Consider the following 21454-nt stretch of genomic DNA (forward strand, 5'->3'; position numbering starts at 1 on the left):
TACGAACAATGGTCGTATACGTGTAAACAATTTGAATAATCTGTGGATTTTACAGTTCATTGAAGGAGGAGTGTTATGTCTATTGCCTTGTTTGCAAAACAACATCGACGAGTTGAATTGATGAAGGGATATGATGCTATGCCAGATGCTACTTTGCAGGAATGCTGGCAGAGGCCTTTTTATCTGTTTGCTCGAGGTAAAGGGCGTGCCTGTCGTAAAGAGCTATGGATGTTTGGTGTATTCGTAGCTATTATGTCTCAAGGCTTGTCAAGATTGTTTGATTCTGGTGCTCTGATTATTATTCCTACACTGTTTTCCATAGTATGTTGTATTCCTCATTATGCTCTCATGGTTCGCCGTTCGCATGATCTGATGCTGTCAGGCTGGCTGGCATTGCTACCGGTAGGTTTAACGTTTTTAGCATCTGTTATTGTCACATGCGAAAACATGCATGTTGGAGATGAAAGTCTGTTCGGTGGGTTAGCAATAGTGGCCATAGTGTTGGCTGTTCTTTCGCAGGTTCCGCTTTTGTGTTTTCCTTCCCGTTATCCTAAAACAGTAGAGGATACAGTAAATGATGAAGAACGAGATAATAGTTGGAATGCTGTTAACAGTATTCAAGTAGGTGATACTACTAGAACGTATTAACGTATAAGCTGTTGAGCGAATATAGTGTCCCTCATCAATATTACAAGGTGGGGGACACTATTTTTCTGGTAATTCCACTTGGTAAATGTTGCTACTGATTCGCCATACTGATGATAATAATGGGCGATGAAATAAGATAATCGTACGTTTAACGAGTTGACGGCGCATAAATCCACCTAAAGTGGAGTACTGGGCTATTATTTTACGTTGTCCTATCTTACTTATTGTTGCATCTACTGGTCTGACAACATTCTTGTCTGTCGTGTTTTCTCCTTGAGGTAAGTAAACGAAAGATACTCTACTTCCTACTTGCATGTTAAAGGTTATTGGATGTCCATCAGCATACACTTGTATTACACTCATGATTTATCCTTTCCGTCTTCGTTAATATTGAGCGCATTAGCATCCATAAGAGCATCATGCCAGCGGTTTGCGTACTCGGGTAGTGTAGGTCCTTGCCCTGGTGCCCCCCATGCAAGTACATGAGGTGTTCCATCAGGATTAGATACTAGTAAATCGTAAACGAATTTAGTGGGCGCTTGAGTTTCGGCTTTTTCGTGTAGAGTGACGCTTACTCGTAATACTGCGGTGTCTGATGTGTTGCCTTCGCGATTAATTTTTCCGCGCTTCAAATATGCACCATGATCAATCGTGGTGGATTGTGCTGAACCTAGCATGAGTGGCTGATATGTTGCATTCGCATCAGGGTCGGATACCACGACTTTTAAACGGTCGGGGTCGGTACTCATCCATGCTTGCCCCCATTGGGTTACTAACGTTTGTAGCGCAGCTGATGGTTGTAAATCATTTAATGTGTCAGCCCAGCTTAATGTGGTGTCTGGTTGGCTTTGTGATATAGGAGGTAACGGGTTTGCACTCACTCCTGCTACGGGTATACCGTTATCTGTGACGGTAACATGTACTTTCCACCATCTGTTTTTCTTGTTTTCAACAGTTAAATTATGGGTTCGTACGTTTGCTTGCGTATGACCATCACTCAGCGTATAAGGTTGTGAACCATCCCAGCTGACAATATGCGCGCCTTCTCCTAATGGATCACCATGTGTCAGCCAGGTTTCTACGCTTGCGTAAGCTGCTTGTTTACCTGTTGGATTGAAATCTGGGACGATTGGTTTCGGCGCTGTTGGCTGGTTGACGATTGCGCCAACAAGATAGATAACCAGTATGAATTCGATAATTCGGATAACACGCCACCATTTAGTGCGTGCAGCCACTAGTTTTACGAATTGTTTATCCGGGTTTTCTTCTGGTTTCTGATGGGCTCGTTGCCAACCATAGTCTGTTTGCGTTCGTTTTTTCCACATGTTCTCTAACTATGCGAACGATAAAGCTGCATAGAAAGTAAAGACAATTCTTAGAGAAAGGTATCATAATGCGTAATTATGGTGGGTTTATAGCTGCCCCGCAAATTGTTGGTCCGTTGCGTGATGGTGTCCAAAAGTTTGTTTCCACTATCTCCAGTAATAGTGGACTCATGACATTACTTATGGTAATTGGCGGTATTGTTATCGCAGTTTGTATTGCATTGTTACTGCTGAGAAAGTTTTGGCCACAAACCCCTATAGGAAGACAAATGAATGAAGGTAACAGCAGTGTCGTATGGTGTATCGTAGCTATTTTACTGGGTACTGTACTTATTTTACCTGGTCAAATTCTACCCTTCCTCACAGCAATTATCGCTAGTTTAGTACAGTGGGTTATTCTAAACCCTTTGAGTATGATTTTCGGTATTTAATCATGCTGTTTGATTTAACGCGAATTTCAGGCGAGCGCGTCAGCCAGGTTGATGAGTTGAAAGTGGCAGGACGTATTTGGTTGCGTTCTACTGATTTATTGCTCATCGGTGGTGGTGCTGTGGTGGGTGTGATGATAGCTCAGAGTATTCGTATGCTTACGGTGAGTTGGATTCCCTATTTATTGATACCTGTGTGTGCTTGTGTGTCGTATGTGTTGTTTTCGCGTAAGCGTTCTGTTGCTGGTGAAGTGCATGCTCGCCGTTTTGATCGGTGGCGTGATAAACGGCGTGCACTTGATGGAGAGTTTATTTTACCTGGTTCTAGTCGAGCGTTTAGTCCGAATGGGTATCGGTTGATTATGCAGCATGCTCATCCTGTGTATGCGCCTCGTTCGTATTCGTAAGTGTTGGCTGTTAGGAAGCTGTGGTGTTTTGTGAGTAGTGTGACAGTGGCTATTGATTCGTTGCCTGTTTTGCGCTGGTCTGATGTGACGGGAGCGTTGACTAATCGTACTGATGGCATGATTGAGATGATTACCAGTTCGTTTACGTCGATTCCTTCTAATCTTGAGGGCGTGTTTTTGTCTGTTGGCAATAACTTGTGGGGGTCGGCAGCTCAACTGGTTAAATTGTCGAGTGGTGTTGATTTGACAGCTACGTTTGGTCCTGTTGCTAACCGTTTTGCTGGCACTATTTATACGAGTTTGACGGGCGACTGGATGATTTTGTCGCTTATGATTGTGTTTGTTTTGGTTGCAAGTTTGATAGCCGTATATCGTGGTCAGGGTGTTCGAGTGTTGGGTAAACGGTTGTCGGCTCTCATCTTGGGATTAGGTTTATTTGTGTTTATGGGAGCCTCTTCAGCTGCTCATCCTACAACTGCTGCTGCTGGTACACCATGGTGGATTACCAGCACTGTTACTTCTGTGGTTGGGCAGGCTGGAGGTGGTGTTGGCTCAGCTTTATCGCATGGTATGGATGCTTCCAATTCTTTCCTTGCGACTGATAATTCTGGTAAGAATGCGCCTGATCAACTGTCATGTCGTAGATATTTAGCTCAATTACGTAAAGATGCGGCACAGGAAATGAAAGATCCGGTGATTGATTCGTTGAGTCGCATGTGGGAAGAAACCGGATTACGCATGTGGACGCGCGCCCAATATGGTTCTGGTGATAATGGGACGCAAGTGTTTTGTCGTGTTTTAGAAACGCGAGCTGGTGTTCCTTCAGAACAGCAAGCGCAGATATCTAATAAAGCTCTTGGGGTGGCGAAAGATAAAATCACTTTAGATCAAAATGCTGTGGCCTGGTATCCGCGGCTTATGATTATTACGAGTGAAAAACCTGATTCTGATAAAAGTGGTGAGCAAGTTGCTGACGCGAAAATGATTGATCGTATGGTCACTATGTTTGACACGTGTGGAGTTACCAGTAAAGGTGAAGTGTATGTTCGTCCTGGATTCCAGTTTATTAATGCGATCCAGGGTAAAGACCGTGGGATAGGTAAAACTGAGGATTCTGCGCGTGATTTGAGGGCGAATTGTTCAGCTGTTTTAACTGGTGTTACTGGTCGTTCTGATGCTCCAGAAAATTATCGGATGATTCTTCCTGGTACGCATACTCCGAAAGTAGGTTTTATTAATAAGGATGGTGATTTCGAAGATATTAAAGACGGGCACGGTCCTGACGAGGATACGAGTAGACAGTATGCGAATGATGCTGGTGGCGCTCAAATCCGACAGTTAGTTGGCAAGTTTGATGTGACCGGTAAATCCAGTTGGACTACGCTTGCTGACAGTGATAAAACGAATCCGGGTACATCTGCTCAACGACAAAATGCGATCAGTACGTTCAGTCAACAACGTAGTCCTGGTAATTTAAGTGATGTTGGTGGCTCGCTAGTGTTTGTAGTCTCAGGTTTAGTGAACCTACTGATTTGGGGGATTCTTTTCGGTGTAATGCGTATGGTTGCTACGATTATGAGTTTTCTGATGAGCGCTGGTGGCTTGTATTTCGGTTTGCTAGTATACGCGATTATTCCTGATAAAGGTGGTAAAGCGTTAACCAATGCTGCTAAACAGTTGACAGGCATGTGTGCTGGAGTTTCCATTCTTGGTATTATTGCATCACTGGTCAGTATTATCGCTAATGCTCTCATGATGGGCTTAGGGTTTTTCACATCTAATGGTAATACGTCCTCTACGGTAATGCTCATGAGTATATCTTCATTAGTGGCTGCTCCTATATCATTGTGGACGTTGAAATACTTGTGCGAACATGTGTTTAACATTGGTAACCCGTTTAGTTTGCAAGCATTAGCTAAAATCATGGGTGGAGCCACTATTTTTAATGGTATGAAAGCTGCTGTTGGAGGACTTGCTAGTGGTGCGGCAACACTGGTAGCTGGGGGAGGAGCTATGTCCGCGGTTGCTGCTGCTACTCGAGCTTCTCAAGCTGGAATGCGTGGCGGTTCAATACTACCAACATTAGCTAATGCAACCAGTAGTGGATGGGGTTCAAATAAACGCAACCAGGGTAAGAATAGTAACCATCAGCATCTCAACACGCATGGTAGTCTTGCTGATCAGTCCACGATTCCTATGAAAAGCAATCAGAAGATAGGAAAACCACAAGTCAAGCAAGTGCCGCAAGACACACACTCTGTGCAGCATACTCGACAAGAGCTTCAACAAGCGAATCAAATCATGAAAAACAGCTTGTATGAGCAGGCTTCTCGTGAAGGTCTTTCTGGTAGCGAAGCAGATGAGCGTGTCAACCAGCTTATGCGAACACGACGCTCCGCTGATACTATCGGACAGATTGCCGATGATATTCATCAGGCTCATGCTCAACAATCAGTATCACATCACAGGCAACGAAACCGGTTGACCCGTCCTACACCTATGGTTCCACCACAACGAATAAGTAAACCAACTCATACACCATTACGGCAGGCAGCGAAAATTGCTACGCAACCGTATCAAGCTTTCGCCTGGGCTGCGAAACAGCATCCAATAACCAGTTCACTGATGGTGGCAGGATTAGCACCCAACCTGCTACCTATCATGGCTGGAAGCATGCTCCTAGGTCATTCAGCTCTACACGAGCGTGGTCTCATCCATCGCGCAACTGTTACCATGGGAACACGATTAAAGCAGCCACTCAGTCAAGCGGAACAAAGTTTACGCCACACTGCTACTAATCTTCCACCGGTGCGACCACCATTTAGGCCAGCCCATGACTGGACCATTCCCTTGGAACGTTCACGTGCTTACCAGCAAGTGGAACAAGCACACCAAACATACAAGCAACAACAGCCCCCTGAACCAAAGGCTCACCAACCATCATCACACAGGATGCTGCAAGCACAACAACCCTTACAAACAGCAAGGAAACCATTAAAAGAACATCAACAGCAAACAATACGAACAGTAGACGTTAAACAAGCAAACACAGGACAACCTAAACGTGACGCGCCAACACAATCCGAACACACACCACAGTAAGAACAAATGAGCACATGCCATTAACCAGTGGGAGAAGACGACTCTCGAACACTCCCATCCTCTCCCACTGGCGTACCTAGTTCACAAGCTGAGCGCATAGAAACAGGCATGGATATTCTCACAGATAACATTTCACCCTATTGGCTAGCAGACCCTCTCATAGCACAAGCCAATAGGAAGACCGTAACACGTATGGTTTACGGAAACCAACAAGTACCCCTATCATACATAACTGGATTACCTTCTTGCCCACTACCGGTACTAACCGTGGAAGGCGCTACTCCAGAACACAACATGTTCAACGGCTTATACGCTTTACCCTTCATATATTTACCTGAAGAAATATGGTTACGCCGCCCAGGAGAACTCCTCGCTGTCTATCACATGCGAATCATAATCGCTCTGGATATGCTCAACCTACTTACCGTAGAAGACGGCTTATGGTTTACGCCCATCCCAGAAGCCCCTAACACACCAGAGCAAGTAAATCGCTTTACCCGATGCTACACACGACAGCACACGAGCAATGAGTTCAATACGATACGCAATCGCATCGCAGAACAAATGACACAAACCTGGCCTGAAGGTTACTCATTCGAACAAGAATGGCAGTTTGCTGACAGTCTGGCTGACTTATCAATGCGAGGTTCAGCTGTACTCATGGCACAACGAGCGCTCGCATTAAGTATGGAAGGAGGACAAACTGCTGAATATGCTGTCTCCTTGCTGCGTGAAGCACAAGCGTGTTACGGAGCATATTTCAATCCCACAAGCATGGATCCGCATAGTGTGCGTGAGTGGATGACAGCACACCGTGACGATGCTTATAACCTGTTTGATCAACTAGTAACCGTTGGTTTAGAACGACAGGAAGTTGCTAATACAGTCCGGGAGGTGCTTGATGACTAATGAAATACGAAATAAGCAGAATGAGCGTGAAAAAAATAAGTTTGTTTCTGAGAGCTCACAACACAAGTGGGGTTTATGGATTGGTATACTCGCCCTGTTCATACTGCCAATTGAACTGTTACTCAGGATATTAGGATGAGAGTAAAACGGTTTATCTTTCGATTATGGTCAAACTATAAGGCTATCAGATATACCACTATCATGCTGTCGACAGTAGGTTCCACTGGGGGATTCGCATGGCTGGTGAACCGGTTGTCCGCATGGCGCAACCGATTAGAAACAAGCATCGATAGTCCGGAGTTTATAACCAATGAAATCATTGATGAACAACATTCGCGTTGGCCAACCATATCATTTGATTGGCGTTTAGCGAGCGCATACTGGTGGGTGGTAGCACTGATAATAATTTTTATTATCGTGTGGATAGTTGCTCATATTCGTGTTGCATCTCCTCATAATGGGTTTACTCGTGATCCTCGTCGTGAGTTTACTGTTGCCGACCGTCAATGGATTGACCAGTGTACGGCGCGTCAGTGTGAGTATCGGATTGGTTTAGGATTGTTGAGATGTAATCGTCGGGCTGAACAGTTAGATCATTGGTATCCGTGGTCTAAAGGTGGAGCGACAGACCGTCATAATCTGGTGAACTTGTGTGCGCATCATAATCGTAGGAAAAGCGATAAAATTCCTACTGTATGGTCAACGAAACTGTTATATCATGCTCGACTGCATTATTTCCCACCACAATATCGTGGTTTTACTAAGCCTGATGGTATTGATTATCGTATGCTAGATACCGATACTAGTATCATTGATGAAGATTACGTGTAATGCAACGAACTTTGGACGCATATTAAGAAGTAGTTACCGCAAGGTAATCAACCTATATATTCATGAGAATGAAGGGACAACATAAATGACAGCATATACACTAGTGGTGGATTCTAACGAGAGTCTACCGCTACCTATAAGTGTTCAAGAATATCAGAAGAGGACGGAACATGTTGTTAGTGAGTTAGCCGATATTAATCCAGATTGGAGCGCTCAAGCAGCAGAACGTCTCGCTGATTTTGATGATTATGGTGGTACGGTCCACGATTTTGATGGAGCTATGCTCCACGTATATGAATTATGGTCTCTTGAACATACCGGCTTTCCTGCTTCATTCGGGTCAGGATGGTATTCTCCTGACGGCATGCTCAACGTGTGCATGGAGGACATAGACCTTGAATCAGCTATTGACTATGCTCATATGCTCAACCGTACCATAATTCGCATATGGTATTGCACTGAAGGACAAATACCGGGTCGATTCCAGTTGTTTACTTTGTAAGTATTATTGCTTCTGCTGTTTTAAAGCATACTGTAAACTACTGCTCGCATAGGTTCGAGCATGCCTTTTAATCCGTTTGCAGATACGAGCACTGCTTCCTCGAACGATTCTCCTGTAAGAGACTCATGTTCTGAGGCTACACCACAACTTTCAACCGCACCATCGTTACCAATGCAGGAGCGTGAACTGTCTGATGTGCCTGAGGCTTTTAATGATGGTCTCATAGTTGAGCAAGATGGTGATCCTGTTGAGCCTATGAGCGACGAGGAAGCTTGGGAAGCTGCTTGGGCTCCTGTTGAGCCTATTCGTTCTGACACGAATATGAGTGCTGATGATACACCTACATTCTGTGACGAACTGAATACTCTTAGTGATGATGACCTTATGAACCGGCATCACAATGATGATAGTGATAGTACGAGTGTTCACGGATCATGGGTAGAACAGCTTGATACACAAGGAGAAGAACCGCTTGATTTAGACTGGCGGCAAGCCGACGATGATGAGCCTACAGGACCTATTGATCTTGAAAGCGATATTGATGCTATCAGCAATGAGGAAGACGACTGTAGTAGTGAGGAACAATCTGCTGTCGACTGGAATGAGTTCATAGATGATTCTCACGAATGGTCAGATGAAACTGAAGAAGAGAATACTCCTAAGCACCATTGGTTAGAACAGGTCAAAGCATGGTTCTCACGATCATGGAAACCAGTTGTTCTCATCGTTATACTGCTTGCTCTCATTATCGGCTCTGGTGTTGGCGTTCGATCATGGACTGCTCATCGCTCACATCAAGCTGCTCTGAGAAAACAAGATTCGATTTGTCAACAATTATTGGATTTACGAAAAACGTGGACGCGCTTAGAACATGATGCTCAGTCTCTCACTATTCAAACGGGATCTACTCCTAGTTTTTCCTGTTCGGCTGATTATGAGACTATGAGCCGACAGGTGCAACAAGCAAACCAACAGATTACACGCACCCAAACACTCATACAACAAACTATTGCTCAACGATGGCAAACATGGAAACCTCGATTGCAACAAGTTTCCAACCAGTTTCCTCAATCCAGCGATACAACCAAACATGATGCGCAACATTTAGCAGTTCAACAGCCTCATACGATCGGTGAGCTGACTAGCATGGAACATCAAGCTCAAGCACTCATAGTCAAGGCTGAACACGAGCATAAGAGTGCAGAACAAGCAGCTCAAGCTCAACGCCAACAGGAAGAAGCACAACGCTTACAAGCCCAACAACAGTCTTCTCAACCCGCACCTTCACCAGTCAAGCCAGCACCTCAACCACGATACATGCCATCACATGCTCAACCTAAAAACCCAATCCAACCAGCTCCCGCACCACAACCAGCACCACCAGTTATGCCTGTTCCTCCACAAGGCAATAGTGATGTTGACATGTAAATAATAGCGGTACTCGTTTGGTCCACAGCTCTACTATCACATATGATGCCGTTCGTGTTTTCCTGGCACGAACAGCATCATACGTGTATCTTTTGCGACTATATGGTTTTACAATCGCATTGGCATTATAATTTGTACTGGATCGTCTTCAGAACCTTTTATTTGAATCGGCTGTTTCGGGTTTTGTACTCGTATACAGACTGTATCGTTTTCGAGTGCGCTGAGCGCATCAATAAGATAAGAAGCGTTTAATCGCAAGGGTTGTGAACCACCCTCTACGCTAGCAGCCAACTGCTCATCGCCTTGCAAATCAGCGCCATTCAACGCTATCGTAAGACCATCACGTGTTGAAGACAACTTCACAGGCGTATCCTTTTGGAACATATCAATCGTTTTTAATCGTTTAACAGCCCCTAACAATGAACTACGATCTGTTTGTATAATCCATGAAGCATCGGTCGTGGGATGAAGCTTCGACTCAAGATTCGGATATGTGCCTGCTATCAATGGGAACACATCAACAGTACGTTCGCCAACAATTTCGATAACTCGATCGGTAACACCGAATTGTACAGCTTGAACACTGACCCTTTTCAACCATTCGGCACTGACCAGAACATCTCCCTGCCACTCACAGTTGTTAATACTATTTTGTGCCATCCTATATCGGTCTGTGGTTTGAACAGTCAATTTTGATCCATCACCCAACAAATGAATTGCTGTTAACACGGGGGGCGTATCTTTTCCGGGATGACCAGCTGCGTGCACAACACCTGAGACCAGTCGAGATAAACTCCCAGCTGTTAACGGATACAGTCGCTCAGGCAGTACAGGCCATGGCATTATATCTGCTTCTCTCATTACAGCCATACTGAGTTTAGTGTTGCCGGCACTTAACAACAGTTGATGTTCTTTTGCGTTAAAATCCACATCTACTTCACCAGCAGAAAGCACACTAGTAAGAGCCGATAACCATAATCCATTAACCACGATTTGACCAGCTGAGAGAACATCACCATTTACCATGGTCTTACTCCACCCCGAAACACCACCAGTGGTCAACACCAATTGATCAGGAGGATTAAAGTCCATGCGCAGCATTTTGTTTGCTGATTGTTTTCTATCAATTACCCCTGTTACATGTTGTGTAGCGTTCGCTAACTCTTCAGCATCAACTAATGCTCTCATATTTGTTCCTTTCATATTTTGATGAAAAAATTTCTTACTATATATATGCGTCATATGGCATAGATGCGTAGCATGTGGTTTCAACTTGTACCTATTCCTAAAAGTCAGCCCGATGATCAGCAAGCTTTCCTCAAACGAGCAAGACGTGCTGCTGAAGCACTTGGATTGACCACTAGACCAACCTTCGATACTTTTATGGACGCGGCTCACCATAGTGATGGGATGATAGTGGTTGCTTCCGGCTCCTACCGGTGGATACATGTTTGTGACAGTATGGATGAACAAGCGGTTCAAGCAGTGGCAAAAGCATGCGATAGTACAGCTATCGCGTGTGATAAACCCGTCATTCTTAATGAACATCTCGTGTGGGCTCATGCGGTTGTGCCGGCTTCTGCTACCTTGTCTCGAACCGCGCGCGATGAACTCGATACTGGAGAAGAAGTACGCGTAGATCCACCTGCTAACGGGCTTGTATACTTACAAGTTCGACGGCAAGGGTTCATAGAAACTCGCCGCGCTAAAAACTGGTTGGCAGACGAGTTTAATATGAGTCCTGACACGTCTAAACTCCAAGAAGCAGGAGTAGGAGTCAGCCGTATTGGTGCCGCGATGCCAAACCGTAAAGATGCGTTAACCCTAGCGGCATCTACGGCTAGCGCACTAGATTTAGGCTTAACTGGTTCTGGTGCTCATGTAAGCCGACCAGGGGTAGGACTGTTAGTTTCGAGCGCACTTATCTTGGCTTGCTCCCTGCTTTGTATCATGGTTTGCGGCATCATTTGGCCAGCTTTTTTCAGTATCACCTGTTTTGGTATAGCTCTCATACGGCGTATGCGCATGCATGCTGATGCGGATTTGTATCAACGACCCCGTCACCGTTGGCTACCATGGCCACGCATGCGCCGATCGCAAGCAGCTGATCTTAAAACACGTTCTGCTGGCGATGACCAGAACTGGCAAAGTAAAAAACGTGTTCATGCTTATGCGTATCAGCGCAGCACGTTGCCTATTCCAAGTGGAACCTTATTAGCGTTATGTCGTCCAGCTGACCGAGAGGGCAGTCAAACACGACTCAGTTTTTGCCCCCAGAATCTCATCCATGCCGACGGACCACGAGTTGGTGTCGATGCAGTTCAGCGGGATGTGCGTATACCATCTACCGCAGTATGGGCAGGTATCAGCTTGTTTGGTGGTCCCGGTGGCGGAAAATCGAATACGATGCACGGTCTTGAACGATGGGCAGTGGAACATTGTACCAGCTCAGATGCAACCATCATATTCGAATCCAAAGGCTCAGATTCTGTACCTATTTTAAACCAATTACTTCAATCTCCACGATTAGTGGACTTAAATAATCCAGCAACTCCCATGATCTCATTACTAGGAGAAGGAACAACTGCACGCCAAGCAGACAGGTTTGCCTCACACATGAAAACCGCTTTAGGCGAACAACAAATAGGCCCAGCATCACGCCTTTACCTCCGCGACGCCGTATGGCTAGCATTAGAAACACTTAACAAACCATCATTACAACAAGCCTGCACAGCAGCAGGACTCATCCAAGCCCCCAACACATGGATAGACTATGCGATGATCATCCTCGCAGGACAAGGAGCACAACAAGCAAGGGCACTCGCACATGCCACTACTATGGCAATTCCCCATACCCCTGCCATTCTCCAAGCACTAGAACGCTTACACGGTGCAGTCAATCCACAAACAGGACGGCCTTCAATATCAGACAGTGAGCTTATTAAACGATTAAATGCCCCTATGAACAAAATGAGTTTACTCGCTCAAACACCAGCCATTAACAGTACACACAGAAAACTAGTCACATGGCGTCAAATCATACAACAACATACAACGCTCATTATCAACATGGGCGGCAGCGTACAACCCATAAACGATAGTCATGAATCACTACCTGATGACGTAAAAACATTGATAGGAGCCCTCCTCTTATCTGGCCTAAGAGAGGAAACAGAACGCACATGCGCCGGCTGGCAAGATGATAACAAACACGTACGAATCTTCATAGACGAACTCACCGAAGTACTTGGCCCACATTCCAATAGAACCTCAAACACTGAAGTATTAGAATGGCTACGCAGTAAAGGACGCGCCTTTGGCGTTGAACTTACCACCGGAACACAATACCCAGAACAAGTAGACCAACAAACTCTCAACCTACTCCTCGGATTCGATACGGTTATCTGTTTCACTCTTAGAGACATGCAATCAGCAACTACTTTGGCTCAAACTCTGAGCATAGAACCTGAACAAATCCTACAGCTAGCAAAACATAATGCTCTTATCAAAACTGTCTCTAATCAAGCAGTCACCCTCCCAACAATGGCATTAGCCATACCACATTTTGATGCAGGAGCACCAGCATGAAGTAACGTGACGCATATAGTATGTATGAAAACATTATCATTTGAAGACAGAAACAAGTTAGACAAAAAAGTCAGCTCTTTATCATGGACACAAGAAGCGCTCGCATTCGGTTCAGATCAGCGCAGACTCGTTGCTTCATGGGTTGTTGACACGGATTTAGTGGATTCAATTATTAGAGATTTGTTCCCGCAACCTAACCAGTGTGAGCAGATGATTGAGTTTACTAAGCCCCGCATCATTGAGAAAATCATTGGTGTTGAGCTTATTTCAAAAAGTGACATGTGGAATTGGAATAATCTGTGGGATCCTACGCGAACGACTAGTTTTTGTGCTTGGGTTCGTCGTACTAGTCGTGTTATTGCTCTTCGCAATGCTCGCCGAGAGCTACATAAGCGTACGATTGATGACACGACATTTGAGAACGAGGAGGGTTATAACAGAGTTTGGGATGATGCTAAGAGTACTAATATATTTGAATCTCATGTGGAAAGTATTTTCGATACCGTACCGTCTTTAAAGGTTCCGCGTCCAGTAGGTGAACAACGCAAGCAATTGTTGAGTCTGCTTTCTCAAACGTCTGCATACCATACTGTTCGTTATGCGCAGCGTTTAGGATGGTGGGATTGTTCATTGGACGAGGTAGACGATGAAGTAAGTGCAGCACTATTACTTACTCCAATCAACTATAAGCAGATGGAGATACTACCCAAGATGCTACCTTCACATTGGCAGTCTTTAGGCCATTTATATGCGCCAACCCAAGCTAAAGGTCGAGTAAGTGTAGATGAAGCCGGATTACGGCGAATGGTTTCAGAGATAGCTCAACAAGACCATTTATTAGAATGGAATGTTTGGTTACGATTAGGTACTGCTGCCGCTCAATTAGCTGTGGGTTAACAGTAAGGGTTCGGACCTTCAAGCTGGAAACCTAAGTCTAATGCCATGGCAATCAGCCATGCGCTCCATCGAGCGCCTTTCGTACGTGCATCTAATATCCATCCTAGGTCGACTCGAGCGTATGATGATACTGTGCTTCCCGTCCATTGCACTGCTTGTTTAACGTGACGAATGGCTTTACTTCGCGTGGTATCGAAAATAGCTTGGTCTACCAACCATGCATGTATACTCAGCATGCGGCTATCAGTTTCACAGGCTTGAATTAACCAGGGCAAACACTGTGTACCATCAGTTTGAGCTAACTGTCGTAAGTGTACAAGTAGTGCTGCTCGTTGACGACTTGCTTGCTGATTTGCTTTACATCCTACTGACGCGTCCACGGCCAATGATTTCTCCTTTGTGTTGAAAAACTATCAGGTTTAGCACCTGCCCATATGGCTGCATGCTGCAACCATGGTGGTTCATTACCATGCTTCCAACCTGGTTGACGTTGATCAATCATGCGAGCGCTTTGTTCGGTCCATTCGTCTGTGCCTCCCCATTGTGCGAGTCCTTGCAAGAGTTGGCGCCATTCTTTGTTTTTTCGGGCTTTCAGGTGAGTGGATACTGGTGAGACAGCTAGTATTTGTTCGGGTTTATTGATTTCGTGTAGCGCATCTAGTCCGTCGTCGAGTTGTGAGCCTGTTTGTCCGATTCTGAAGAGTATGCGTGCTGCTCCGTGTTCGATGAATGGTCGTATTACACCTCCTGCGAATTGAGATGTGTCTTGCCACATGGTTCGGTCTATTCGGTCCGCGTCCACGATGATACTGTCGCATGATTGGCGTAATGCGACTAGTGCTGAACCGTATAAATCGGTAATGGTGTCTGCTTGTGCTTGAACTGGTCCTGGTAAGAAAGCGAATGCTGTTCCTGTTTGTCGGGGCATGAGTAGTGCGTGTGATAGTCCGAGGAGTTCGGCGCGCTCTAATCCTATCCCTCTGTCAATTTGTAGGAAGGCTCTTTGTGATTGCTGTCCTGGATTACCGTCTACTAGTACAGTACGGCAGCCCGATAGTCCTAATGCTTGTGCTAGTGCTCTGGCAGCTGAGCTTTTGCCCAAACCTCCTGATCCGCCGGTGACAAAAGTTACAGGTGCGTTAGTCATATTGTCTTCTATGCGAGAGCGTGACGCATATATATAGTGTAAACATTTTCGGAATATAGACAGGAGGAAATAGCTTATGGAAACGAATGTAGTGTTGGGGCAGTCGATTCCTCAAGGGAAGGTAAACCAACCGGTATTCGATTCTAAGGAGGAGAAGGTACCAGTTCAGACTCATTCTGTTCGTAATGGTAGGCATGTGCGCGCCAGTACTGTTCGGATTGCTAAGAAAGATATTGAACGGGTGTTGCAAGCTCAAGCTATGTTGAGCAAGTCGTTAGTGAAAACCACTGCTCGCGTTTTACAGCCAACAGGTGACCAAGCTGATCTAGTGGCTGTTGTTTTATCTGATAGGTATGTTAATGCGGTTCGTGTCGTAATAGCAGCACATGATCAGAAGAATGATATTCAGCGGGTGATTGATTTGGTTACCGTTTTAGGTAAGCATGCTGAGCAAGTGAAAGATGCTGCAAAATTGTGTATTGCGATCAACCCAAGTCTTAAGGAACGGCTTACTGTCAAGGGTAAAGACATGGAGTTAGCTCAACATATAGCGCAGGCTGCTCCTTCATTATCTGTTGATGAGCTTCGGGGAGTCATCAGATGAAAGCGCAAACGTTAAGCCTTACTCAAGTGTCGAATTTGCTGCACTGTCCGCCTCGGATTATATCGATTTTGGAGGCATGTAAGTGGTTTCCTGTGCGCCAAGAGGATGGTTCGTATTCTGTAGCCGATGTGAAAACAAGCATGAGACAGCATCCGTGGTTACGGCAGTTGAATATCCCCATGTGTGAGCGTGAGCTTGCCCAGTTGAATCCAACACTGAGGATACCTAGAAAACGTGGTGTGATCGCTGCTGGGCGAACTTACTGTCGGTTATGGGAAATACTGGATGCTTCTTTCCATGATTTGAATACCCGCGAAGAGTGAGGATAGGTTTATGTTCAGGCTACGGATTGAAGTATTCAAGTCAATAGGGTTTTTACACTGGAACCGTTACTGGTGCCCGTTTGTGTTGGAAGGAGGAGCAACTGTAGGTGAGTTTACCTGCGGATGGATTCGACTGTCAGCTGGTACATGGGTTCAAACCTGTAATACTCGTTTAATTTCGTGGCTTGAACGAATATGCCAGTAACCAACGTACAATAACGGTGAAAATATCATAATGATCATAAAGAACAACTAATGAAGGAGAAACAATGATGAAAACAAGTGAGCAAGGTGGAATAGATTACGGTATTCAACGAATCGAAGACGGTGCTTATCTAGCAGATGATAACGCTGACGGTAGCGCTCCCGAATGGGTGTATGAGCCAGCTGATGCAACAATGTTCAGCACAAAAGAAGAAGCGTTAAGCTTTGCGGCTTTGTGTGGGGTAGCAGATGATCCTGATGAAGGGCTACCAACATTAGAGCAAGCGTATACGGTAACACAGATTGCTTGGCAGAGTGAGGAAGATTTACAGCCAGACGATATCGATCAACAATTATCAGATTAAACGGTATACCGAAATTACGTTGAGGCCATATGCTGACACTATATGCCTGCATATGGCCTCAACTGATGCAACAGCGTATGAGAACGCGTAGCAAAGAACATTACTACAGGTCAGTATATACAGCTTTAATCCAGGAACGCATTTCTGTCAGTCTTTTAGGTGTAACCGTTTCCATTTTCCCAGTTTGCTTATTATATGTTCGCCGCGTCCAAATAGTGTGTGCTAAACGTTTGTCTCCTGGTTCTAGTTCAAGAAAACATTTAGCTGCTTCAGGAGTTAATGCCCTATGGTAGGCCACCATCCGTGCCACATTGCCTTGTCCGGAACCTGAAGAGTATGCTTCCAGCTTGGTTATACCACGGTCTTTACTAGTGAACGCACGTGAGTTTACCAGGCTCTTAGCATACTTAGTATTACCAGTACGATTTCGGACTGTACCGTTACCATAACATAATTCCCAGAATGCTTGCGCTTGTATGTGCGGCTCATTATCTAACTCATGTAATGCTTCCGTGATTTGCCGTGTAGTTTTCCTGTCGGGAACACCATTTGTTGGCTGGTATAGCATACGAAGATACGAGCGTGCAGCCGCACCCTTGGATTCACGTTTCGCTAAGGTTTTAACAACAGGTATTTTCTGTCCTGTTGAATCTCGTAGGAACCGTCCCTTTTGATCACGCTTGTATACTTTCCTGCGTTCTGTGATTACATGTCCGGCAGCATCACGAGCATCTTTCGTATAGTTGATAAACGCCCACGCACTATCAGCAGTATTCGGATAGCCTGCTCGAATAACATTTTGTGCAGCTTCAGCATCCTCATAAAATAAATCTTTGAGAATTGTAACCGCCTGATCCTGGTTTTTACGGTGTCGTAAACTATTAACTATATGAGAAGCAGGAATATAACGTCGATTAGGACTTGATTCAATTGCGTTGCGCCGCTGATATGGTGAAGCTAACCTGAAGGCTTGTTTCACTATTCTTTGCCGATACGCTTCCGATGGTATGCCAGTCAAATCAGCATTCAACGTGTCACGTACTGCCATTCTCACGTTTTTGTCAGCACGTAAAACCTGAGCATTTAATCTAGGATAACCCTGTGCTTCAACATACAAGATTTGCCCATTTTCATCTACCAATTCGAGCCCAGTGCCTCGAATAATCACAGACTGAGTGCCTTTAAGAAGCTCCAAAGTCTCTTGTGCAGAAAGTTGAACCTCTGGTTCCTGAATTCGTGCACGCGTATTTACTTCATCCAATACTGGTAAATCAGCACAATGCTTTCCTACCATCACATCGAATTGGCCACCAACACCACCGGGACTGCCAGCTGGCTTACGAGCAGGTTCACGCATCTTACTCATCCTCATATACTCCTTTAGACAAGAACATATTTACAGGAGTATCTATGTGCATAGCAGCAAAGCATGGGTAGAACGTACAAACGTCAAGCAAACCGTCGGACAAAACAACAAACACCAGTAGTCGTGTCATACCACACGCCTATTAGAATAATTACCATCATAGTGTCCATATTGCTCATCATGTTCGGACTACCAGGCATGCTACTAAACAGCATTGGTTTCTGGTTCGCATCTGTCATGGCACGAAAACCAGAATTAACCGGATTTGATGCATGGCGTCAACCTGAACCATCAAGTCCACGCGAACAACGTGCTCTACACAGTTACCGAAAAGCTAAAGCATGGTTCGCTCGATGGCAAGATTTTGACCCACGTTCACCAATATTCATGTGGACAGTAGGCGTGGGTGCCACATTCGCTAGCCTCCAATACCTGTTTGCATGGTATACCAACACAACTAACACACTATGGATGACCTGGTGGTCATTAACTGGAACAATGATTGGCACAAGCTTATTTCTCGCAGCATGGATAGGTGCCAAACATACGTCTATGACACGAACACACTGTACTTTCAGACCAGTAAAGTGGACCAAAAGCCGATCAACTCAATGCTTAGGTTTTGCACTCGCTGGCATACTAGCCAGTTTACTGGTATGGGCATTAACCGGCTGCTGGCCTTTCCTCGTCGGATTACCATGCTTGTTAACTCCTATACCAATAACACATAGTTGGAAAGCTGCTCGCAGTCAATTTACTGCTGATATAGAGTCAGCAACCATGTTAGATCGTTGGATACAACAAGTGAAGAAACCATCGTTCCGCTCGCGTCCCATGATGGTAACACAAACACAAACAAGCCCCTCAGGTGAGCGAATGTTTCTCATATCAGTCTCCCATCCCAATGAGTGGGTTAACCAGGCAACAAGAGATGATTTACGCCCATATGCCAACAGTGAAAACCTGGATTTAGCTTTCGTTTTCCATGGTGACGATAAGCTTCATGCGCTTGCGAACATTGCTCCCTTACAAACCCCAGATCCGATAGCACTAACAAGCAATAAGGTGAGTTTAATGGTACGCTGCAACATGGAAACAGCGCGCCTTGGATTCAATTACGCCACTTGGCCAGGCTCTTCAATATTACTACCCGTTGGTTATAGTGACAGCAAGGCAGCTGCTTTCGTATGGAAAATAAAAGGCCCACAACCTGATTGGATGCAAGTACAAAGCAGTTGGTTACGCGGCTCAACGGACGGCGAACTAGGGGATTGGGGTTCACTCATTGGATTACACATGATAGTGGATCCTAGTTACACTCATGGTTGGGTATATCGGGGAGAAATAGAAAACATCAGTTTTGATGATGATAAAGCTGCTCGCTACAGGTTCCAGCAGTTCAGCACCACTACTGATACAAAACATTATCTATCACTCATAAGCAACCATGAACGCGATCTTGACACCTGGGATAATGCGTTAAAAACAGTGAAACTACCACCGCCTGTAGCTATCCTTTATGACAATGCTGAACGCTTTGAAACACAAGATTGGGCTCTACAAGTTACTCCTATGGGTATCAGTCAACAAGGTGGTTTCCAGGCGACGGATTATATGAGTATTGATTTACGTCCTGCCATGGGAGACAGTACAATAGCAGACGTACTTGGAATGCCAAACGCGACTGTTCGAGACTCATGGTATACACGTTACTTTCGTTTTGTGCAATCAGTGCCAGCAGTTAATCCACGTATACCAACAGTATTGCGATCCGTAAGGGGATCTTCAGCCGCTCATGCTCTGTTAGCACAAGTAATAGCTTCTCGCGCGTTTGCATCTATTCTTAAACGACCTGCGCTCGTAGGTAAACCTGAACAAATGTCCAACACTGACGAATGGACATTATGGAGAATACCTGTTGAACTCACTGGGGGAGTAACCCCAGCTGATGCAAGACGCGCACAGCCCAGACTCAAATCTATGATGGGTGCTGATATCGCGTTATGGCAATGGCTTGATGCCAGTCACGTTATTCTATGGGCAGGCAACCAATGTCCCACACAAACTAACCAATGGCGCTATCCACAGTGCGCAAAACAAGCAGTGAAACTATTACTTGATGATGCTTGGGCTCAAGCCGGTGCTACTACTAAAGATGGGCGCAGCATCACCACCATCTCATATGCTCCAGCTAAAGGAACACTCAAAAAAGCTGTGTTCACGATACCAGCGGGATTACCTCCCGATAAAGTTGAATCATGTGTAGACGGTTTCTGCTCAAACGCAGGATTCTCTTATTCTAAAACCCTTCCATCCGCGCAAGCAGGACAATCCATCATGCTTGTTAGCGAGCGCATGCCGTTACCGGAGTATGTTGAAGCCAATTGGAATACTATTACTGGTGAAAGCTTACAATTACCGTTTGGAGTGTTAGATGACGGTAGTACAGCTGTTTGGAATCCTCATGATACTCCTCATCTGCTTGCTTCCGGTACTACTGGTTCTGGTAAAAGTTCTGTGTCTCTCACCTTGGTTCAAGCGGCTTTACGGCAAGGTATACAAGTAGCAGTAACAGACCCAAATAAAGGAGCTAACGATTTTAGGCCTATCCGCGATAAACTGATAGCGTTTGAAGATACATTAGAAGGTTGTTGTGCGCTCACCTCATGGGCTGTTTCACAGATGCGTTATCGCGTACAATTAATAACAGAACATGGTGGGGGAGACTATGATTCTCTGCCAGAAGCTATTAAGCCACCTAGATTGTTAATTCAAATAGACGAGTTTAATTCGCTGCTAGTTAAAGATAAGTCTAAAACCGCCAACCCTTTGGGAGATCCGGAAATTGATAATCAAAATACGTTGACAGACTGGTCTAATGGGATTCGTACCAAAATTGGTTTCAACGTATCAACTTTACTAACCCAAGCTCGTTCAGCAGGAATCATGCTCTTATTAGGCGCTCAACAATTAAATGCTGGAGATTTAGATCTGCTACCACAAGCATCTACAGCGAAAAGTATGTTAGGACGCATTTTCTTAGGTAATGGGAATACGGCTGGTAACGTGAGTCAAAACAATGTTAGAGAAGCAAACCGTCTTTTACGTCAAAGCGCAAGAAATGGTGGTATGCCTAAGGGACGCGGCCTATATGAACGTATGGGCAGATCAGTAGATATGGTGCAATGCTGGTATTCTGGGCAAGGAGAAGCGTTAGCTCACTCATGCAGCCAGCTGCCGGACGCGAAACCGGTTGATCTGAGCTCATATATGCCCGCTAAACCAGAATTAGTAGGAGTTGTTACACCTGCCGATAATGATCGCGTGCAAGTCAGTTTAACTTCCACTACTGATGATTGGATTCTAGATGATTAACACTC

The 21454-nt window shown here is 45.1% G+C and carries 20 protein-coding genes; 14 read left to right on the plus strand and 6 right to left on the minus strand.

What is annotated here, in order from left to right:
* Positions 1-75: 75 nt before the first annotated feature.
* The gene (locus tag BOCO_RS01815; RefSeq protein WP_094722409.1) at positions 76-648 is read left to right on the plus strand and encodes a DUF805 domain-containing protein; all 573 of its coding nucleotides are present in this window, start codon (positions 76-78) and stop codon (positions 646-648) included.
* A gap of 57 nt (positions 649-705) precedes the next feature.
* Here the strand turns inward: BOCO_RS01815 and BOCO_RS01820 are convergent, their stop codons facing one another.
* Positions 706-1011, minus strand: coding sequence for a hypothetical protein (locus BOCO_RS01820; protein WP_094722410.1), 306 nt, complete (start codon positions 1009-1011; stop codon positions 706-708).
* A complete protein-coding gene (locus tag BOCO_RS01825) occupies positions 1008-1973 on the minus strand; it encodes a hypothetical protein (protein ID WP_094722411.1) in 966 nt (321 codons plus the stop codon). Before BOCO_RS01825 ends, BOCO_RS01820 begins: the two co-directional genes overlap by 4 nt.
* Positions 1974-2041: 68 nt before the next feature.
* Here BOCO_RS01825 and BOCO_RS01830 point away from each other — a divergent pair, with 68 nt between their 5' ends.
* From BOCO_RS01830 to BOCO_RS01860, 7 genes are all read left to right on the plus strand, one after another.
* Entirely contained in the window at positions 2042-2404 is a 363-nt protein-coding gene (locus BOCO_RS01830) for a hypothetical protein (protein ID WP_094722412.1), read from the plus strand.
* A gap of 2 nt (positions 2405-2406) precedes the next feature.
* Positions 2407-2808, plus strand: a complete 402-nt coding sequence (locus tag BOCO_RS01835; protein ID WP_094722413.1) for a hypothetical protein — start codon at positions 2407-2409, stop codon at positions 2806-2808.
* A gap of 30 nt (positions 2809-2838) precedes the next feature.
* Complete coding sequence (locus BOCO_RS01840; RefSeq protein WP_148140037.1) at positions 2839-5910, plus strand: MFS transporter; 3072 nt, start codon at positions 2839-2841, stop codon at positions 5908-5910.
* Positions 5911-6018: 108 nt separating this feature from the next.
* Positions 6019-6819, plus strand: coding sequence for a hypothetical protein (locus tag BOCO_RS01845; RefSeq protein WP_148140038.1), 801 nt, complete (start codon positions 6019-6021; stop codon positions 6817-6819).
* A 135-nt stretch (positions 6820-6954) separates the two neighbouring features.
* Positions 6955-7650 (plus strand): HNH endonuclease, encoded by a 696-nt coding sequence (locus tag BOCO_RS01850; protein WP_094722416.1) that lies wholly within the window; start codon positions 6955-6957, stop codon positions 7648-7650.
* 85 nt (positions 7651-7735) lie between these two features.
* The gene (locus BOCO_RS01855; RefSeq protein ID WP_094722417.1) at positions 7736-8152 is read left to right on the plus strand and encodes a hypothetical protein; all 417 of its coding nucleotides are present in this window, start codon (positions 7736-7738) and stop codon (positions 8150-8152) included.
* A 60-nt stretch (positions 8153-8212) separates the two neighbouring features.
* Positions 8213-9580, plus strand: coding sequence for a hypothetical protein (locus BOCO_RS01860; protein WP_094722418.1), 1368 nt, complete (start codon positions 8213-8215; stop codon positions 9578-9580).
* Positions 9581-9688: 108 nt separating this feature from the next.
* On the opposite strand, the gene BOCO_RS01865 is transcribed toward BOCO_RS01860, so the two are convergent.
* Positions 9689-10768 (minus strand): DNA polymerase III subunit beta, encoded by a 1080-nt coding sequence (locus tag BOCO_RS01865; RefSeq protein WP_158520387.1) that lies wholly within the window; start codon positions 10766-10768, stop codon positions 9689-9691.
* A 72-nt stretch (positions 10769-10840) separates the two neighbouring features.
* Here BOCO_RS01865 and BOCO_RS01870 point away from each other — a divergent pair, with 72 nt between their 5' ends.
* Both BOCO_RS01870 and BOCO_RS01875 read left to right on the plus strand, forming a co-directional pair.
* The gene (locus tag BOCO_RS01870) at positions 10841-13168 is read left to right on the plus strand and encodes a type IV secretory system conjugative DNA transfer family protein (protein ID WP_158520388.1); all 2328 of its coding nucleotides are present in this window, start codon (positions 10841-10843) and stop codon (positions 13166-13168) included.
* A gap of 24 nt (positions 13169-13192) precedes the next feature.
* Positions 13193-14065, plus strand: a complete 873-nt coding sequence (locus tag BOCO_RS01875) for a hypothetical protein (protein ID WP_094722421.1) — start codon at positions 13193-13195, stop codon at positions 14063-14065.
* On the opposite strand, the gene BOCO_RS01880 is transcribed toward BOCO_RS01875, so the two are convergent.
* Both BOCO_RS01880 and BOCO_RS01885 read right to left on the minus strand, forming a co-directional pair.
* The gene (locus BOCO_RS01880) at positions 14062-14445 is read right to left on the minus strand and encodes a hypothetical protein (RefSeq protein WP_094722422.1); all 384 of its coding nucleotides are present in this window, start codon (positions 14443-14445) and stop codon (positions 14062-14064) included. The two genes, BOCO_RS01875 and BOCO_RS01880, sit on opposite strands and share 4 nt — an antisense overlap.
* Positions 14430-15212, minus strand: coding sequence for a nucleotide-binding protein (locus tag BOCO_RS01885; protein WP_094722423.1), 783 nt, complete (start codon positions 15210-15212; stop codon positions 14430-14432). Before BOCO_RS01885 ends, BOCO_RS01880 begins: the two co-directional genes overlap by 16 nt.
* Positions 15213-15288: 76 nt before the next feature.
* Between BOCO_RS01885 and BOCO_RS01890 the strand changes: the two genes are divergently transcribed.
* The 3 genes from BOCO_RS01890 (at position 15289) to BOCO_RS01900 (ending at position 16708) form a co-directional block, all read left to right on the plus strand.
* A complete protein-coding gene (locus tag BOCO_RS01890; protein WP_094722424.1) occupies positions 15289-15816 on the plus strand; it encodes a hypothetical protein in 528 nt (175 codons plus the stop codon).
* Positions 15813-16139 carry a hypothetical protein gene (locus tag BOCO_RS01895; RefSeq protein WP_094722425.1) on the plus strand — a complete coding sequence of 109 codons (327 nt, stop codon included), beginning with the start codon at positions 15813-15815 and terminating at the stop codon, positions 16137-16139. The genes BOCO_RS01890 and BOCO_RS01895 overlap by 4 nt, the downstream gene beginning before the upstream one ends.
* A gap of 269 nt (positions 16140-16408) precedes the next feature.
* A complete protein-coding gene (locus tag BOCO_RS01900) occupies positions 16409-16708 on the plus strand; it encodes a hypothetical protein (RefSeq protein WP_094722426.1) in 300 nt (99 codons plus the stop codon).
* Positions 16709-16811: 103 nt separating this feature from the next.
* Here BOCO_RS01900 and BOCO_RS01905 read toward each other — a convergent pair whose 3' ends face one another.
* Positions 16812-18074, minus strand: a complete 1263-nt coding sequence (locus BOCO_RS01905) for a hypothetical protein (RefSeq protein WP_094722427.1) — start codon at positions 18072-18074, stop codon at positions 16812-16814.
* Between the two features lie 63 nt (positions 18075-18137).
* On the opposite strand from BOCO_RS01905, the gene BOCO_RS01910 reads away from it, so the two are divergent.
* Positions 18138-21449, plus strand: a complete 3312-nt coding sequence (locus BOCO_RS01910) for a type IV secretory system conjugative DNA transfer family protein (protein WP_094722428.1) — start codon at positions 18138-18140, stop codon at positions 21447-21449.
* Positions 21450-21454 lie beyond the last annotated feature (5 nt).

It is taken from the genome of Bombiscardovia coagulans, assembly GCF_002259585.1.
GTDB lineage: Bacteria > Actinomycetota > Actinomycetes > Actinomycetales > Bifidobacteriaceae > Bombiscardovia > Bombiscardovia coagulans.

Coding starts and splice junctions, on each gene's coding strand:
- BOCO_RS01815 (WP_094722409.1), top strand. CDS start 76: ATGTCTATTGCCTTGTTTGCAAAACAACATCGACGAGTTGAATTGATG.
- BOCO_RS01820 (WP_094722410.1), bottom strand. CDS start 1,011: ATGAGTGTAATACAAGTGTATGCTGATGGACATCCAATAACCTTTAAC.
- BOCO_RS01825 (WP_094722411.1), bottom strand. CDS start 1,973: ATGTGGAAAAAACGAACGCAAACAGACTATGGTTGGCAACGAGCCCAT.
- BOCO_RS01830 (WP_094722412.1), top strand. CDS start 2,042: ATGCGTAATTATGGTGGGTTTATAGCTGCCCCGCAAATTGTTGGTCCG.
- BOCO_RS01835 (WP_094722413.1), top strand. CDS start 2,407: ATGCTGTTTGATTTAACGCGAATTTCAGGCGAGCGCGTCAGCCAGGTT.
- BOCO_RS01845 (WP_148140038.1), top strand. CDS start 6,019: ATGGATATTCTCACAGATAACATTTCACCCTATTGGCTAGCAGACCCT.
- BOCO_RS01850 (WP_094722416.1), top strand. CDS start 6,955: ATGAGAGTAAAACGGTTTATCTTTCGATTATGGTCAAACTATAAGGCT.
- BOCO_RS01855 (WP_094722417.1), top strand. CDS start 7,736: ATGACAGCATATACACTAGTGGTGGATTCTAACGAGAGTCTACCGCTA.
- BOCO_RS01860 (WP_094722418.1), top strand. CDS start 8,213: ATGCCTTTTAATCCGTTTGCAGATACGAGCACTGCTTCCTCGAACGAT.
- BOCO_RS01865 (WP_158520387.1), bottom strand. CDS start 10,768: ATGAGAGCATTAGTTGATGCTGAAGAGTTAGCGAACGCTACACAACAT.
- BOCO_RS01870 (WP_158520388.1), top strand. CDS start 10,841: ATGTGGTTTCAACTTGTACCTATTCCTAAAAGTCAGCCCGATGATCAG.
- BOCO_RS01875 (WP_094722421.1), top strand. CDS start 13,193: ATGAAAACATTATCATTTGAAGACAGAAACAAGTTAGACAAAAAAGTC.
- BOCO_RS01885 (WP_094722423.1), bottom strand. CDS start 15,212: ATGACTAACGCACCTGTAACTTTTGTCACCGGCGGATCAGGAGGTTTG.
- BOCO_RS01890 (WP_094722424.1), top strand. CDS start 15,289: ATGGAAACGAATGTAGTGTTGGGGCAGTCGATTCCTCAAGGGAAGGTA.
- BOCO_RS01895 (WP_094722425.1), top strand. CDS start 15,813: ATGAAAGCGCAAACGTTAAGCCTTACTCAAGTGTCGAATTTGCTGCAC.
- BOCO_RS01900 (WP_094722426.1), top strand. CDS start 16,409: ATGATGAAAACAAGTGAGCAAGGTGGAATAGATTACGGTATTCAACGA.
- BOCO_RS01905 (WP_094722427.1), bottom strand. CDS start 18,074: ATGAGTAAGATGCGTGAACCTGCTCGTAAGCCAGCTGGCAGTCCCGGT.
- BOCO_RS01910 (WP_094722428.1), top strand. CDS start 18,138: ATGGGTAGAACGTACAAACGTCAAGCAAACCGTCGGACAAAACAACAA.